Annotated in this window: 8 protein-coding genes and 4 pseudogenes; 6 read left to right on the forward strand and 6 right to left on the reverse strand. The window is 42.4% G+C overall.

The genetic code is table 11. The features are described from left to right. Positions 1–56: 56 nt before the first annotated feature. Positions 57–329: pseudogene (locus C9I43_RS00095) on the forward strand (transposase); the annotation flags it as partial. A 60-nt stretch (positions 330–389) separates the two neighbouring features. Further along, a pseudogene (locus C9I43_RS00100) lies at positions 390–560 on the forward strand (transposase); the annotation flags it as partial. 66 nt (positions 561–626) lie between these two features. On the opposite strand, the pseudogene C9I43_RS00105 reads toward C9I43_RS00100, so the two are convergent. The 4 genes and pseudogenes from C9I43_RS00105 to C9I43_RS00120 all read right to left on the reverse strand — a co-directional run. Further along, positions 627–1,826: pseudogene (locus tag C9I43_RS00105) on the reverse strand (Tn3 family transposase); the annotation flags it as partial. A gap of 60 nt (positions 1,827–1,886) precedes the next feature. Then, positions 1,887–2,591 (reverse strand): Tn3 family transposase, encoded by a 705-nt coding sequence (locus C9I43_RS00110; protein ID WP_107881338.1) that lies wholly within the window; start codon positions 2,589–2,591, stop codon positions 1,887–1,889. Positions 2,592–2,953: 362 nt separating this feature from the next. Beyond that, positions 2,954–4,429: pseudogene (locus C9I43_RS00115) on the reverse strand (DUF4158 domain-containing protein); the annotation flags it as partial. Positions 4,430–4,479: 50 nt separating this feature from the next. Further along, a complete protein-coding gene (locus C9I43_RS00120; RefSeq protein ID WP_107881340.1) occupies positions 4,480–5,073 on the reverse strand; it encodes a recombinase family protein in 594 nt (197 codons plus the stop codon). Between the two features lie 157 nt (positions 5,074–5,230). On the opposite strand from C9I43_RS00120, the gene C9I43_RS00125 reads away from it, so the two are divergent. Beyond that, positions 5,231–7,207, forward strand: coding sequence for a DUF4158 domain-containing protein (locus C9I43_RS00125; protein WP_258191663.1), 1,977 nt, complete (start codon positions 5,231–5,233; stop codon positions 7,205–7,207). Between the two features lie 16 nt (positions 7,208–7,223). On the opposite strand, the gene C9I43_RS00130 is transcribed toward C9I43_RS00125, so the two are convergent. Then, a complete protein-coding gene (locus C9I43_RS00130) occupies positions 7,224–8,699 on the reverse strand; it encodes a DUF6035 family protein (RefSeq protein ID WP_107881342.1) in 1,476 nt (491 codons plus the stop codon). Between the two features lie 21 nt (positions 8,700–8,720). Then, positions 8,721–9,299 carry a recombinase family protein gene (locus C9I43_RS00135; protein WP_107881344.1) on the reverse strand — a complete coding sequence of 193 codons (579 nt, stop codon included), beginning with the start codon at positions 9,297–9,299 and terminating at the stop codon, positions 8,721–8,723. A 169-nt stretch (positions 9,300–9,468) separates the two neighbouring features. On the opposite strand from C9I43_RS00135, the gene C9I43_RS00140 reads away from it, so the two are divergent. From C9I43_RS00140 to C9I43_RS00150, 3 genes are all read left to right on the forward strand, one after another. Then, a complete protein-coding gene (locus C9I43_RS00140; protein WP_011638898.1) occupies positions 9,469–9,729 on the forward strand; it encodes a type II toxin-antitoxin system Phd/YefM family antitoxin in 261 nt (86 codons plus the stop codon). Continuing rightward, positions 9,729–10,040 carry a type II toxin-antitoxin system RelE/ParE family toxin gene (locus C9I43_RS00145; protein ID WP_107881346.1) on the forward strand — a complete coding sequence of 104 codons (312 nt, stop codon included), beginning with the start codon at positions 9,729–9,731 and terminating at the stop codon, positions 10,038–10,040. Before C9I43_RS00140 ends, C9I43_RS00145 begins: the two co-directional genes overlap by 1 nt. Before the next feature lie 698 nt (positions 10,041–10,738). Then, on the forward strand, positions 10,739–14,551 hold the full coding sequence (locus tag C9I43_RS00150) for a CHASE domain-containing protein (protein ID WP_107881347.1): 3,813 nt from the start codon (positions 10,739–10,741) through the stop codon (positions 14,549–14,551). The last annotated feature ends 2 nt before the right edge of the window (positions 14,552–14,553 follow it).

Here is a 14,553-nt window from a genome sequence, read left to right on the forward strand (position 1 = left end):
TGAACTAATCGGTGTTGCCATGATCAGATCTCCTGACTCACCTTCAGGACGGCAACATGGGCAAATCAATATACAACCAAGCGTTAGTGAGCCGTGGCTCGCTCACCTTCTGGGTGGATGAAGCTGCAGTAAACGCGTGGTACTGCCATGAACATCATGGCGGGCGTGGACGCGGGTTTAGCTATAGTGATGTGGCGATTGAAACCGCGTTGATGGTCAAATGCATCTTTAATTTATCGTTGCGTGCGCTAGAAGGCTTTCTCAACGCTTTGTTTACGTTGATGAGTGTGCCACTTAAATCCCCCGATTGGCTTTGTTTCCTAAATAGGTTGAACTAAAACCTTAGCCGCAGATCTGATCGGCATCGCCTATCAACTTACCCATCAACCGTGTCAAAACCTCGCTATAAAACAACCAACTGGAAGCAATACAACCAAGCCTTAATCAACCGCGGTTCACTTACCTTCTGGATCGATGAGGATGCAATTGCTAAGTGGAAAGCCAAAGTCGAGCAGCCCAAGAAAGGTCGCCCTCAAGTGTTTAGCGACTTAGCCATTACGGCTAGGCGTAAGGATTCGTGCGTAAATGTGTAAGATCGCCTCCTAACCCTTGCCACATCTGCTCTGTCAGAATTTAATGTCATAGCTAACAGGTGGGGGATGACGCTCTTTTACCTCGGATAAACCAAAGCGATTGATATGATGAGTACGGTACGGACTAAACGTGCTCAGAAGTTCGGGAGTTAAAGCCATCCCCTCTGCTTCCAGCTCTTTTAAGACCTGAGTCAGCGTTTGGCAATTGTGAAAAATCACAAGATTAGCAACTAAATGATTGTATTTTATTACCTTGAGTTGTTCATCACGTACGTTATCCGTGATTTTATCAGCACCAAAGTGAACCCATTGAGTGAACTGATTAAAACCTTCACACTTATTTTGCGCTGCCTGAATAACACGACGTAGTTCATCATCGCCAATATATTCCAGCAAGAACTGCGTTCTTATCACTCGACCCAGTTCGCGGAATGCAAAGTACAGTTTATTTTTCCGACTGGCTGTGCCTAATTTTCGCAGAATAGTTGAAGGTGAAAGCCGCCCGGCTCTGATGGATTGGACAACCTGCAACATATCAGGTAAGTGGCAGGAGATCAGCGCCCAGTCTATGGCCTCTTTACTGAACAGCATTTCAATATTCTGATAGATTTCATCTGGTGTAGCTTTAAACCATTTCAGATCTTTCCAGTTTCTGACTCTGGGCATCAGTTTAATTCCTAACAGGAAAGCTAGCCCGTAAACGGGGGCGCTTTGTGCCTGCGTATCACCGTGTAAAATATTGGGCTGAATATCTGATTTATTTTTGCTAAGCCCATCCAGAATGTAGATTGCTTCCCACGCACCGCACGGAATAAAATGTGAAAATAACGCTATATAGGTATCACTGACGTGGTAATAAGCAATACCTCCATAACCTCCGTAGCGAATATGCCGTTCGGATAACAGGTTGTTTTCATACAGATCCCACTGAGTTCCATCTGCTGCTGCCCGTTTTGTCTCTCCCCAATACAGGGGCAACTGGAACTGGTTATAACCATTAATGATGTCAACGGTGGCTGCTTCCAGCTTTTCCGTCGTCACTTGCCTATGGTTAACAAACGAAATTTGCCGAGCACTGATATCGGCGATAGTGCGGGATGTCTGCATTGGACCAAGGCCAGTGGCATAAGCAAAGGTTGTGATGATTTTTCTGCGTGTCGATTTTTTTAATTTTCCCTTATGTCCACTCAGTGGGCCAATATGTTTATCCCAGTGAAGCCACTGGGTTGTATCAAGGGTTCTCTGACTAAAAGAACGGTTTGTCACCACGCTCCTCTGTAACCCTTGATATCACTAGGCTACAGCCAAAAAATCGATTTCAGAATCACTCATAAAATAATCGATAACCTCTTGAATATTAATAGAAACTCTTCGGTTGTAAAATTCATATTTCCCAATGAAGCTGATGTGCTGCCATGCTATTGGTGATAATCGGCTGATTTTATTCGCTTTATCTGGTTCTGCTTTAAGATAAAATTGATAAAGGTAAGACAGTAACGTCGCATTATAGAAAATGACCGCATTGGCGATTAACCGGATCGACTCTGCTGCAATATCCAATTCTATTTCATTCTTACCTCTAAGGGATTTTCCACCACTGACCTTGGCTATTGTGCCACTTAACTGGTGATAGGATTCACCGCGGCATAGAGAAGCTTGCACCACCGAGCGCATCTCTTGGCTATCAATGTAGTCCAGCAAATAATCAGACATCATTATTTGATCTAAAGCGATGAGGGCCTTAAGTGTTGCATTGGTTTTAAATGATGATAATTTACGCACAACCTGACTTTGCGTGGTTTGCTTTAAAGCCAGAGACACTACGATCCGCAGGATGTTATCCCACTCTTTAATGATCAGGGCCTTATCCACTTGTTTGCTCGGTTTGAGTATATATTTCTCGTAACTCGACACGTTATTAAAGCCAACTAACCTGTTATTTGCCGTTTCTGCTATTTGGGTAAATCGAGGCATAAATTTATAACCAAACAAGTTCATCAGAGGTGTTACTTGTAACCTATTTGCATAATCACTCAGAAATTATCAAAACTCATTAAAGAGTGCATAAATGAGAAATTAGTTTCAAGATGGGTTTGTGAGAGCCAGGGAGTCAATAAAGTCGATGATCGATATTGTTTTTCAAATTGTTCTCAAAAACGCTCGTTTGTGAGAACAATTTATGTGATTTCTAGGGGAATAAAAAATATGAATTTACAGGTTCTCAATATTTGTCATTAATTCAGTTGGTTAGCTATTTTCAGGTGAGTATTTTTAAAATCGATTTTTTGGCTACAGCCTAGTGATAGCAAGGGTTACAGAGGAACGTGGTGACAAACCGTTCTTTTAGTCAGAGAACCCTTATCAGAAATGATATCCAGCAAAGACAGTCCCAGTTTATTAAGTTTTTTTCCGACAGCGGCATCCAGCGCCTTAAACCCATCAGGAATGGGCTTTTTCTTTAATGTAGCCAGCTTGGGGCGCCCATTAATAATCTGGAAAAAGGAATTATCCGGATAGAAATCATCTGCTTTTTGAGCCGCGGTGGTCAGGAGCCCTTGAACATGGTCAATGAAGGCGTCGGTTTCAAGAGGCAGGCCCACTTCCTGACCATAGGTATCCAGGGTTTTAGCACATTCCGTCAGAGGGAGCAGCTCATCACGGTAATCGGAGTAAATGTTTGCGCCTGTTACACACAGATCACCTGATTTCAATTCTCGGACCATCTGCGTACAAACACAGACCTCAAATTGCTGGCGAGAAAGCTGTTCAGGTGCTTTTCTTTGCTGATCGCCCGTGATTAATTTCCACCATTTATCCGGAACCCACGAAAGGTCGGATAAACTGAGATCGCTTTCTGTTCCTTTTTTTAGAGTGATCCACTCACTGCGATATTTGCGTTGCAACAGTATCAATGCCAAAGCCCGTTCGAAGCTCTTATCCTGGCTGGTTGAAACAAAATTCAGCGTAGACAGAATGCGTAATAATTCAGCCCGGCGCTGACTGAACGCTTTCAGCATAAACCGACATTCGTTCTTGCCGCCAAACTCAATATGAAGGCGTGAAAATTCATACAAGTCAGGGCGAGAAGATACTGTTTCACGAATTATCTTTAACTGATTATCTGCAGATTCAGTCGAATGAAGTACTGTGTTAAATAAAGCATAGCGGCGGACAATTTCGTCAGTTTTCCCCTGATTATCATCAAGATACTGTTGTAGTTCAGCCTCTGCTGAACGGGATACCTTATTCATTTGTTTACAAAAAATATCGCATAAGTCATCCGTTACCACGCCGAGACGTTGCTGGATCACCGCCAGTGTTATCGCGTACCGTCTTGCAGGCACCAGATCTGCCATACTGGCAGCATCGAGCGCATTGCCTTCCAGCGCCCACTGGCTAACTTTGATGACGGGAATGGTTTTAAGCGCTAGGTTGTAACCAGCCAGATCAGTTAAAAGCTTAAAGCGAGCCAACAAATCCCTCATACCATAAACGGTAGGCTTGGCTGGGTCCTGCTTCAGGTCATTCCAGGCACTAACCCGCCTGGGATCGTCCCCGACGATAAACAGAACGTCAAGAAAGGCAGCCCCTTCATCACCCACAGCAGTCTGCACCTGCGAATACAGTGCTTGATTAGCTTCTGCTCGCGCTGAGCGGGCAGTCCGTACCAGAGAATCAAAGGCGGGTAATTCATAGCGGTGGCGTATCAGCGCTTCAATGCCCACATTGATAATATCAGCGACATCTTCCTTAATCAGTGCGGCATCGATGAATGTGTTTCTAAGTAGTGATTTTCCTGTTGCAGAGAACGGATTTACATCAAGAAAGCGACGTATTATAGGGGTTCCGCGCACATTTCCTCCAAAAGTCCCACCTTCACGTCATATCACTTTGAATTTAAATGAGAAAGTTGTTGGTTTTTAACATCATTTTTAATTTTTATTTTCAGCCGAAAGTATGTCGCTCGCGAAACCCCTGTTTTTTCTGTCACACTGTTCACCGTTTCACCCTGCAAAATCAAGGTCAGAGCTGCCGGTGTCTGGGGATGAATCTTACGGCCAAATTTTACGCCTGCTGCCAGGGCTACTATTCTACCGTCATTAGTCCGCTCCAGGATGCGTTCACGCTCAGCTTCTGCCACTGCGGCTAGGATCTGGATAACCATTTTCCCCATAGTACCTTCGGTACTGAGGCCATTCTCTAGGAAGCGGATTGCTATCCCTTTTTTGTAGCAGTGATCAACAACACGGATCATGTCGGCGGTGTTACGTCCAAGACGATCCATTTTTGTGCAGATGATGACATCATCTTTCTCTGCACGGGCCAACAAGCGTTGTAACCCCTCCCGCTCATCCGTTGCCCCCGTCATCATATCTGTAAAAATGCGGTCCTCGCGGATACCTGCACTTTTCAGCTCAATAATCTGATGCGTTAATTTTTGATGGCTGGTTGATACCCGTGCATACCCCAGTAATGCCATTTTTGGTCTCACTTATCGTTTTTGATACTGCGTGGTATCATAATGCACGAAATACGACTTTTGAAACCTACTTTCGAACTGTTTTAGATAGGTATCAAATATCTTAATATTTGATACCTCTTTGCATTTGACAAACATTTAACATTCAGGTGAGTACATGCAGAAGCATAAGAAAAGAATTAGTATTTTAACAAAAAGTGAAGTAAATGAATTATATCAGGTACCTTCCTTTAATTCTGTTGAGAGGGCAGAATATTTTGCATTAGATATTAACCTTCGAAAAGAAATTAATAAAACAATAAATATAGAAAGCAGAGTATATCTGATATTGATTATAGGGTATTTCAGGTATAAACCAGTACTTCCTGAGTTTATATCAAAAAACGTAATGGGTGATATAAAATATATCATCCAGACTTACTATAAAAATGAACGTACTAATTTAAACATAGACATACCTAAAAGTACAAAGTCCCGCCTTGTCAACCGAATGCTTTCTACTCTTGGATTTGAACAGCTGACATCATCCATTAAAAATGAGTTAACTGATCGTCTGAATGACGTGGCTACCATATGTATGGAACCAAAATATATTTTTGATGAGCTACTTGCTTTTCTGGGGCAGAGGCGCATCGCACTCCCCGGCTACAGCACTGTCCAGAAACTGGTTTCAGAAGCATTAAACTTCGAAAGAAAAAGGACAATTAACATTCTGTCAAAAATGATGAGCCCTCCTACAGCACAACAAATTATTTCAATTCTTCATGATGAAGGTAATTTGAATGCAATCAGGGGGTATAATGGTGGCGCGAGAGATTTTTCAGCGTCAGAAATAGACCGTGAATTAAATTCACATAATATGATAAGCAGTATCTATTATGAAATAAAAGACACTATCAATGAATTAAGCATATCTCAAGGAAACATGGAATACTATGCCACAATAGTAAAACATAGCACAACATTCAGTCTTAAGCGGCATCCTAAATGGCAGGGAGTACTTTATTTATGCTGTTATTTGTATTTCAGATACCGGGAGATAAATGACAAGATAATTACAGCCTTCCGATACCTAGTTAAAAAACACAAAGACGCTTCGGTTTTGTTAGCGAAAGCACGGGCAACTGAGGAAATAGATCTAATAAATAAAAAGCTTAAGTTTGCGAGTGAGGTATTTAATCTCTTCATTGATGGCAGTATTGATGACAACATACCCTTTGGTGATGTTCGCAAAAAAGTTTTTGCGCTTATATCGAAGGATGATATACACCTTGTCAGTAAATTCTTTGACAAAAATAAAATCGATGTAATTGAATATCAATGGCAGTATATTGACTGTAACCATCTTAAGGTGGCGAATTCAATCAGAAAGCTTTTTATGGCTATAGATATTGTATATGACAAAGAAAAGTCAGTTATCGGCCAACAGATTGCTGCTACCAGAAATGACCTTAAAGAAAAAGGCAAGCTGGATGCTAAAGACCAGAGAGTAATCCGCCCATCAGAGAAAGATTACATTGTAAAAGAAGGAGAGGTTAACGCTCAACGATTTGAGTTTCATATGTACAGCAGAATATCTAACCATCTGGAAAATGGTCTCTTTTATGCTTCGGAGAGCGAGCAAAACAGACGACTGGAAGATGACCTTATAGAGGCCAGATTCTGGGATGAGAATAAATCAGCTTTGATAAAGAAGACTGGACTTGAACGACTGACAACCCCAATAGGGCAGACACTATCCGATCTTGAGAATAGCTTTAACGAGAAACTGGATCGTGTAAGCATAGGCATAAACTCAGATGCTAATGAATTCGTAAAAAAGCAGCCACAATCGAACAGGTTGCAGTGGAGTCTGGCCAGTAAAAAATGGAAGACAAGCGTTGATAATCCAATTTACACTCAAATAAAAAATACTGGGATAGTCGATGTAATGAAGTATGTAAACAATGAGACCGGATTTTTGTCAGTATTTAATGCCGTATCATCCAGAAAAAATAATCTGGAAGCAGATCATAATGATCTTCTTGCCTGTATCTTTGGTAACGGAGCAAACTATGGTGTTCATCGAATGGCGTCGGCATCAGACCGAAGCATTGGTATATGGCTAAATTTGCCCAACGCGCCAAAAATGTAAAGTTAGCAAAACAACGCTACAACCCTCTTTGCTCACAGATAGGATCAGAAGCAAACCATTCTAGAAAATCATCTAAACTTGAATTTATTTCGATGGATTTTTTCATAGGATCGTTTAATCGTGCCAGGACATTAGGCGTATGTAAAAGCTCTTCTTTATGTTCGCTAAGTTCGATAGCACGTAAGCAAAGTGCTTGGTATGGTTTAAATGCTTCATAGTCGAAAAAGTTATGAACAGCTCGCGCATAGGATTTTTGTCTTCTACCCAACTTAGTTGAAAGATCATACCCAAGGATTAACATAATTTTTTCGAGCACACTTAAGCTCATATTTTTGTGGAAACCAAAGTATAAATGACTCAACTTTAGTGCAAATTGTTCCCAACGCTTATATGAACTAGGCATGTCTGATGAGTAATATCGAATGATAGTTAGCACAGTGCTTTTTACTTGCAGTACACGTCGATAATAGTCTTCTTTAAACACAGAATGCAGCCAATCAGCATCGCTGCTCATATCGAGAGTTGGCCAGCATATCTTGGCAGCAACTAAAAATTGGCTCCAATCGCGGTATTCTTGGTTTTTGAAATGGTCAATATTTGCTAAAACTCTTAACTTCCCTTGTTCAACCAAATCAGCTTTTAGCGCACGATCTAAAGCGTAAAAGTCCCTATAAAAAGTTTCACCATCGTGATGGGTGAGTTGGTCGTAGGTAACACTATATTGGCACCAATCATAATAAATCTTTTTACCAGCTAAGCTGGGTTCCCACACTTTCGTTAATATCGTAAGCTGCTTTTTTTCGAGTGATTGGGAAGCTAAGAATTTATTGAAAATGAACCAGTTCCCTCGGTTACAAAAGGCAATATCCTTCTGGACTTGTTTTACCGCAATTCTTTCTTTATCAAAAAAATCAAGGATCTGATCTTCATTCTCGGCACTTAGCCAAATCAATGGCCATTCTTTTTCCTGATAGAAATGTTGTCGGTCAAGGATGACTTTTGGGGATTCACTACGAAGTTGGATTTCAAACGCAACATCTGTACCGAAATAACGAGCATGGAGATCGGGTTTTGCACGTTTGAGTTTGTCTAGGCTAAAAACAAACTGTGTATCGACATCCACCACTTCCCAATTGGGGAGGTTAATAAGTGTCTTAGCGAGTAGCTCTTTCATTTGCCAATGTTTATCTCCCTCACTTACTCCAGCGTAAATTTCCGCACGAGATTTACTATCAGACTTCCAATCGCAATCGATCCCTTCTGGATGACTAAAGTAATATTGATGCCCGTGCCGGCTATCGTCATCTCGTTTTGCATGAAGATACACCAGTTGTTTACAGTTTTGGCAGACGAAACGATGGTGTTTTATGTTGGCTTGACGTATTTCTTGTAGTTCATGCTGCTCATAGATCCAACTTAATGATGCAACCCAAATGGGCTCATTACGCTCGGTATCAATAACAATAGGAATTTGGCGCTTTGAATTTTCCATAATCTCGCAGCTCTTTAATATCTATCGAGTAGGGGAAACAATTGATTGCTTAACTGAATTTATAGCCCGATAAATAGAAGCTTCTCCAAGGTGATACTCCTTGGCAAGCTGACCAATAGTGGCCCCCTCAGCTCTTTTATCATAAATAGCTTGTTTTAAGGTGTCTGTAAGTTTTACAGGCCTACCAAATTTAACTCCATTTTCATGTGCTTTTGCGATACCTTCAGCTTGTCTCTCTGTCCGCAAGTCATTTTCAAACTCAGCAATAGCTGCCAACATATTGAACATGAGTCGCCCTGTCGAAGTGCTCGTATCGATGTTCTGATCGATAACGAGCAAATCAATACCTTCACTTTGAAAACGCGAAGCAATCTGGGCTAAGTGGACGACTGAGCGAGCAAGACGATCGAGTCGGGTGACCACTAGGGTATCCCCTTCACGTAAATAACTCATGCAAGATTGAAATTCAGACCGTTCAGCCGTCCTCCCACTGCGTTTTTCTTGATATATCTTATTGCACTCAGCTCGATGTAACTTGCCCAGTTGCACTTCTAAGCTTTGACCCGTGGAACTCACTCGAGCATAACCAACTTTGGACATAAATTACCATATCTCTTTAAAGGTTTTGATAATGCACTTATGATAGTAGTTTTGATAGGCAATAACCAGAGCTATCAAATAGTATACATTTTGATAAGGTGCATTTTTGACTTTTATCGTCCAACTGGTGTAAATTGAGCGAATCGAACGATTCGTTTAAAGGTGATAAATGAACACTCTTTCAGCCAATGAAGCAAAAATTCACTTTGGAGATTTGTTGCTCAAAGCTCAGCAAGCTCCAATCCAAATTAATAAAAATGGCAAGCCTGTGGCCGTTGTTATTTCAGCTGATGCATACCAAAGTATCGAGACACTAAAATTACATTTGCTTCAATCCAAAGCGGTGAAAGCCATGACTGACATCAAAATGGGCAATTTGGTTGATGGTAATACCTTTTTTGATGAGCTGGCCGCAGGGCAGTATGACTAATGCCGGTAACTTATCATTTAACGCCCGATGCACAATCTGATCTGATAGGTATTCACCGCTTTACGTTAGCCCAATGGGGAACGACTCAGTCGAAGACATATTTATCAGGACTTAGACAAACGATTCTGCTGCTGGCTGAAACACCCAGCCTTGGGAAAAATAGACCCGAGGTACGCATGAATGTGTTTAGCTTCCCTTATTCAAGTCATGTCATCTATTACATCCAACATGAGCATCAATTCGTTGTATTTGGGATCTTACATAAAAGTATGGTTCCACTTGCACATCTCGCGGAGCGGGAAATTATTTGATGTAGTGAAATAGGGGGTTCACCATGAAAAATGACGTTCGGCGGCTATCTAGGGGTCCGCTTGGAAAACGGAAAATATCCTACGTTAAGGCCGTTTCTTAAGCAGACATGACAGGCAGCTCTGAGCGAAAAGCAGAAATTTCTCTCCGCATCATAGTACTCATGCGAAAGTATGCTTTGCTTGATAGAGCGGACATTAACGCCTGAAGTTGGACGGACTTTTAACCGCAAAATGGCATGTGTCTCAACCACAGTGTCCAGCATCCATTCGTCGAGTTGATTGTCACTCGGATCGTGCTTCTCAGTAAGGCAAGCTAACTTTTTACTACAACAATCATCTTCAAAGCGATCTGCTTCTATTGATTTCCGTAGATCACGCAATTAAGTTGGATTGACAATGTTAGGGGGCGCTAATTTGTCCTTGCTCTGTAGATTAAATATGACTATTCATATCGACATAAGCTCAATGCAACTTGAAAGTTTTGCTTTTTGAGCTTAGATTGATATTTTTAATAAGTTTCTAATTTACTGGTTGGCTCAACTTGTTTTAAAAACACGGCGCGCTGGTGCGACTGTTTCATAATGAGCGAGTCCTACAGGCAAATCAGTTGCTGGATTGTTTCTGAATTTGATTTTGGTTTTCCATCTAAATTATCGGCCCTACCCTTTTTATATCAATCGGAGCCTCCTGAGCATTAAATGAAGTCACTTATCTCTGTTCCCAAATTTTCATTACGCAGTTGGTTAATGTCATTATGGCTACCGTTAGGGTTATTATGGCTACCGTTAGGGTTATTAGTTATTGGCTACTTTGTGGCAACATCCATGGTAGATCAGCAACAACAAACCCAAGCAAAGCGAATTAGTGATGCGGTTACTGTCAGGTTAAATCTAATTGCAGAAGGGGTTCAGGAAAAGGTCACGCTGTATCAATATGGTTTGCGCGGCACCCGTGGTGCAGTAATGTCGCTATCCCCTGAGCATTTTGATTACAACGATATGCAGGTCTATACGCAAGTGCGAGACTATAAAAGGGAGTTTCCAGGGGCTCATGGTTTTGGTTTAATCATCAAAGTTGAACCAAACCAAACTGCGGCATTTCTAGACCGGATGGCTGCCGAGCGACCAAGCTACAACTTCCAAATCAGGCAGCTTACGCCACACCAAGATAGCCTTTTTGTGATCACCTATATTGAACCTGAGCAAAACAACCGAGAGGCCGTGGGGGTTGATATTGGTTCCGAAGCAATGCGCCGCAAGGCAGCATTAGATGCGGCGTTCAATAACGATGTGAGGTTAACAGCGCCCATTACCTTAGTACAAGCAAATGAGCGAGCTCAACAGGGTTTTTTAATGTTAATGCCGGTATATAAAACAACAACCGTGCCACAAGATAGTCGGCAACGGCTTGAACATTTATTTGGCTGGAGTTACGCCCCAATCCTGATTAACGACGTCCTTAATTCAGTTGCTGGTCTGGAAAACGATGTCTTTCTGCAAATCAGTGACATTACCGAACAAACGCCAATCGAGTTCTTCAGCCAAGAAGTGAAAGACACTTACGACGCTGCTCTACAACATAAATTAAATCTCTCTGTATTTGGCCGCCAATGGCAGCTGTCGCTTACGCCAACCAATCGCTTTATTAATGAACTGCAACTGCGCTCTGGCACCAGCTTATTTTTTGAAGTAATGGCAGTCAGTACCATCCTGGCCTTTGGCGTGTATCTACTGCAACTTATGTTAATGCGCAGAAGTCAGTTAATCCGTCATAAGCAGGAGCTGGCAAGTATTGCAGAGCAAACTTTACTAAAAGCGAATGCTGAGCTTGAACAGCAGGTCGCACTGCGAACGGCGGAGATTTCACGTGTTAATATCTTGCAGCGCAGTATTCTTAGCAGCGCGGGCTACGCAATTATCGCTACCGATGAAGAAGGCATTATTACGGCCTTTAATCCAGCAGCAGAAAAACTCTTAGGCTATCGCGCAGAGGAGGTCCTTTTCCAACAAACCCCGTCTATTTTTCATCTGCCCGCAGAAGTGGAGCACCATGCCGCTAAGCTGACCACTGAGCTCGGTAGCAACATCGCGGTCGGTTTTGAAACCCTTGTAGCGAAAGCGCGTCTGGGGCAAACGGATAATGTGCGCTGGACCTACCTGACAAAAACCGGTGAACAGGTGCAAGTAAAACTAAATCGCAGTGCACTAAAAGATGAGCAAGGTCAGCTAGCAGGCTTTCTTGGTATCGCGTTTGATTTAACTAAACAACTTAAATACGAAGCGGAACTGGCACAAGCAAAAGAACAAGCTGAGTCTGCTAATAAAGCAAAATCTGAGTTTTTGGCAAATATGAGCCACGAGATCCGCACGCCGATGAATGGAGTTCTGGGATTATTACAATTGGTAGCCAACAGCACGCTGGATCAACGCCAGGCCGACTATATAGAAAAAGCCTATAGTGCAGCTAAGTCTTTGCTTACCTTGTTAAATGATATTCTGGATTTCTCAAAAATTGAAGCCGGTAAGTTGGAGCTAGACCCGCATCCATTTAGTTTGACGGATTTGCTGCAGGATATCGGCCTTGTTTTTTCATCTAGTGCAGAGCAAAAAGGATTGGAAGTGCTATACGATGTCACAGCGGATGTGCCTGAGCATTTGTTAGGTGATAGTTTCCGTATTAAACAAGTCCTGATAAATCTGGTCGGCAATGCCATAAAATTTACTGATAAGGGTGAAATACTCATCTCAATTAGGTCTCAATCACTGCCAGAGGGCGAGATTAACTTGTCTTTCAGTATTAAAGATACTGGGATCGGTATCACGCTGGAGCAACAGAACGCTCTTTTTTCCGGTTTTCAACAAGCAGATTCTTCAATAAGTCGTCGCTATGGCGGGACAGGTTTAGGTTTAGCCATCAGTAAGCGCTTGGTGAATTTGATGGGTGGTGAAATCGGCGTAGAGAGTGAATTTGGTTGTGGAAGTACCTTTAGCTTTAACGTCGTCGTACGCAATGCGGAGAAGAGGGCGATCCAAAACTCTCAAACGTTTACTCGTAGTAATGAAAAGTTGAGCGTGTTGATTGTCGATGACAACGACAGTGCGCGAATAATTTTACAAGGTATTGCGGTCTCGTTGGGATGGCAGGCAAAGATTGCGTCCGATGCGCAAGAGGCGTCACTATTAGTCAAGCAAGCCCACCGCGATAGTACTCGCTATGATGTCGTTTTCGTAGACTGGCGTATGCCGGGTAAAGATGGCCTAACCTTCGCTCGCGAGCTACGGGAATTGCATAGTAGCGTGGTTTCACTGATTGTAATGATTACCGCTCATGGAAAAGAACTGCTCGATGAGCAAAATAACGATTATGAGCGCTATCTGGATGGATTTTTAATTAAACCTGTTACAAAAAATATGATGTTACAGGCAGTAAAGAGTGTTGTTTTTGGCGATCTCGACCTGTCGCTCCCGCACGAGCTGCCATTGCAGGGAATATCCTTACTGCTGGTAGAAGATAATTTGACGAACCAGCTGGTTGCCAGTGAGTTACTGCAGCAACTAGGGGCGACCATCAAAATTGCTAGCAGCGGTGAGGAAGCGTTAGAGATGCTGGAAAGTACGGCAGAGCACTTTGATATGGTACTGATGGACATACAAATGCCGGGAATGGATGGCTATCAAACCACTCGTGAGATTAGAAAGCTACCTAGACATCAGTTGCTGCCGATTATTGCTATTACAGCGCACGCCATGTCTGATGATATAGCCGCTTGCCTGGCAGCAGGTATGCAAGACCACATCGCAAAACCTTTTGATCTTAACGAGTTGACGACCAAAATTCTCAGCCATCATAAAGCAGAAAAAGCACCTCACGTCAAACAAGTTAATAAATCAAACCTGAATTTTGATCAGGCAGCGTTAGCGTTCTGCCAGCAGCATCATATTGAACTCGAAGCTGCTGTTCAGCGCCTTGGTTATTCCCTGACGATTTATGTCAATGTATTAAAGCAATTTGAGCAGGACCTTAGGCAAGCATTACAACAACTAGAGGATAAAACACTTACCCGTCGTAATGCACGATTGTTGTTTCATAGTTTAAAAGGTGCTGCAGGCACACTTGGCTTTAGCAATCTGGCAAAGCTTACTGCCCGCTTGGAAGATGAGCTGCGTGAGCACAGTGATGACGGTTATCAGGTAGATAACAACGTTCTGGATATACTGAAGTTAACTCTTAACACCGCTACAGACTTGGTGAAATTATTACAAGTGGAACAGCAAATAGCTACCGCACAAGCCCCTGTTAGCCGGACGGAACAGGCAGCTCAGTTAATGACGCTAAAGCAACATCTCAATCTTGCCAACATGGCAGCGTTGCCACTTTATCAGCAATTGGCACCGTCACTGCAGGCTCAAACACCTGAACTAAATAAAGAGCTTGAAGAGGCTCTAGTCAACTTGACTTTTGAGCAAGCAGTCGTGATAGTTGATAAAATGTTAAGTCAATTCAAAGAGTAGTT

The organism is Shewanella morhuae (assembly GCF_003028295.1).
Taxonomy (GTDB): domain Bacteria; phylum Pseudomonadota; class Gammaproteobacteria; order Enterobacterales; family Shewanellaceae; genus Shewanella; species Shewanella morhuae.

Coding starts and splice junctions, on each gene's coding strand:
- C9I43_RS00125 (WP_258191663.1), top strand. CDS start 5,231: ATGCAGAAGCATAAGAAAAGAATTAGTATTTTAACAAAAAGTGAAGTA.
- C9I43_RS00110 (WP_107881338.1), bottom strand. CDS start 2,591: ATGAACTTGTTTGGTTATAAATTTATGCCTCGATTTACCCAAATAGCA.
- C9I43_RS00145 (WP_107881346.1), top strand. CDS start 9,729: ATGCCGGTAACTTATCATTTAACGCCCGATGCACAATCTGATCTGATA.
- C9I43_RS00120 (WP_107881340.1), bottom strand. CDS start 5,073: ATGGCATTACTGGGGTATGCACGGGTATCAACCAGCCATCAAAAATTA.
- C9I43_RS00135 (WP_107881344.1), bottom strand. CDS start 9,299: ATGTCCAAAGTTGGTTATGCTCGAGTGAGTTCCACGGGTCAAAGCTTA.
- C9I43_RS00150 (WP_107881347.1), top strand. CDS start 10,739: ATGAAGTCACTTATCTCTGTTCCCAAATTTTCATTACGCAGTTGGTTA.
- C9I43_RS00130 (WP_107881342.1), bottom strand. CDS start 8,699: ATGGAAAATTCAAAGCGCCAAATTCCTATTGTTATTGATACCGAGCGT.
- C9I43_RS00140 (WP_011638898.1), top strand. CDS start 9,469: ATGAACACTCTTTCAGCCAATGAAGCAAAAATTCACTTTGGAGATTTG.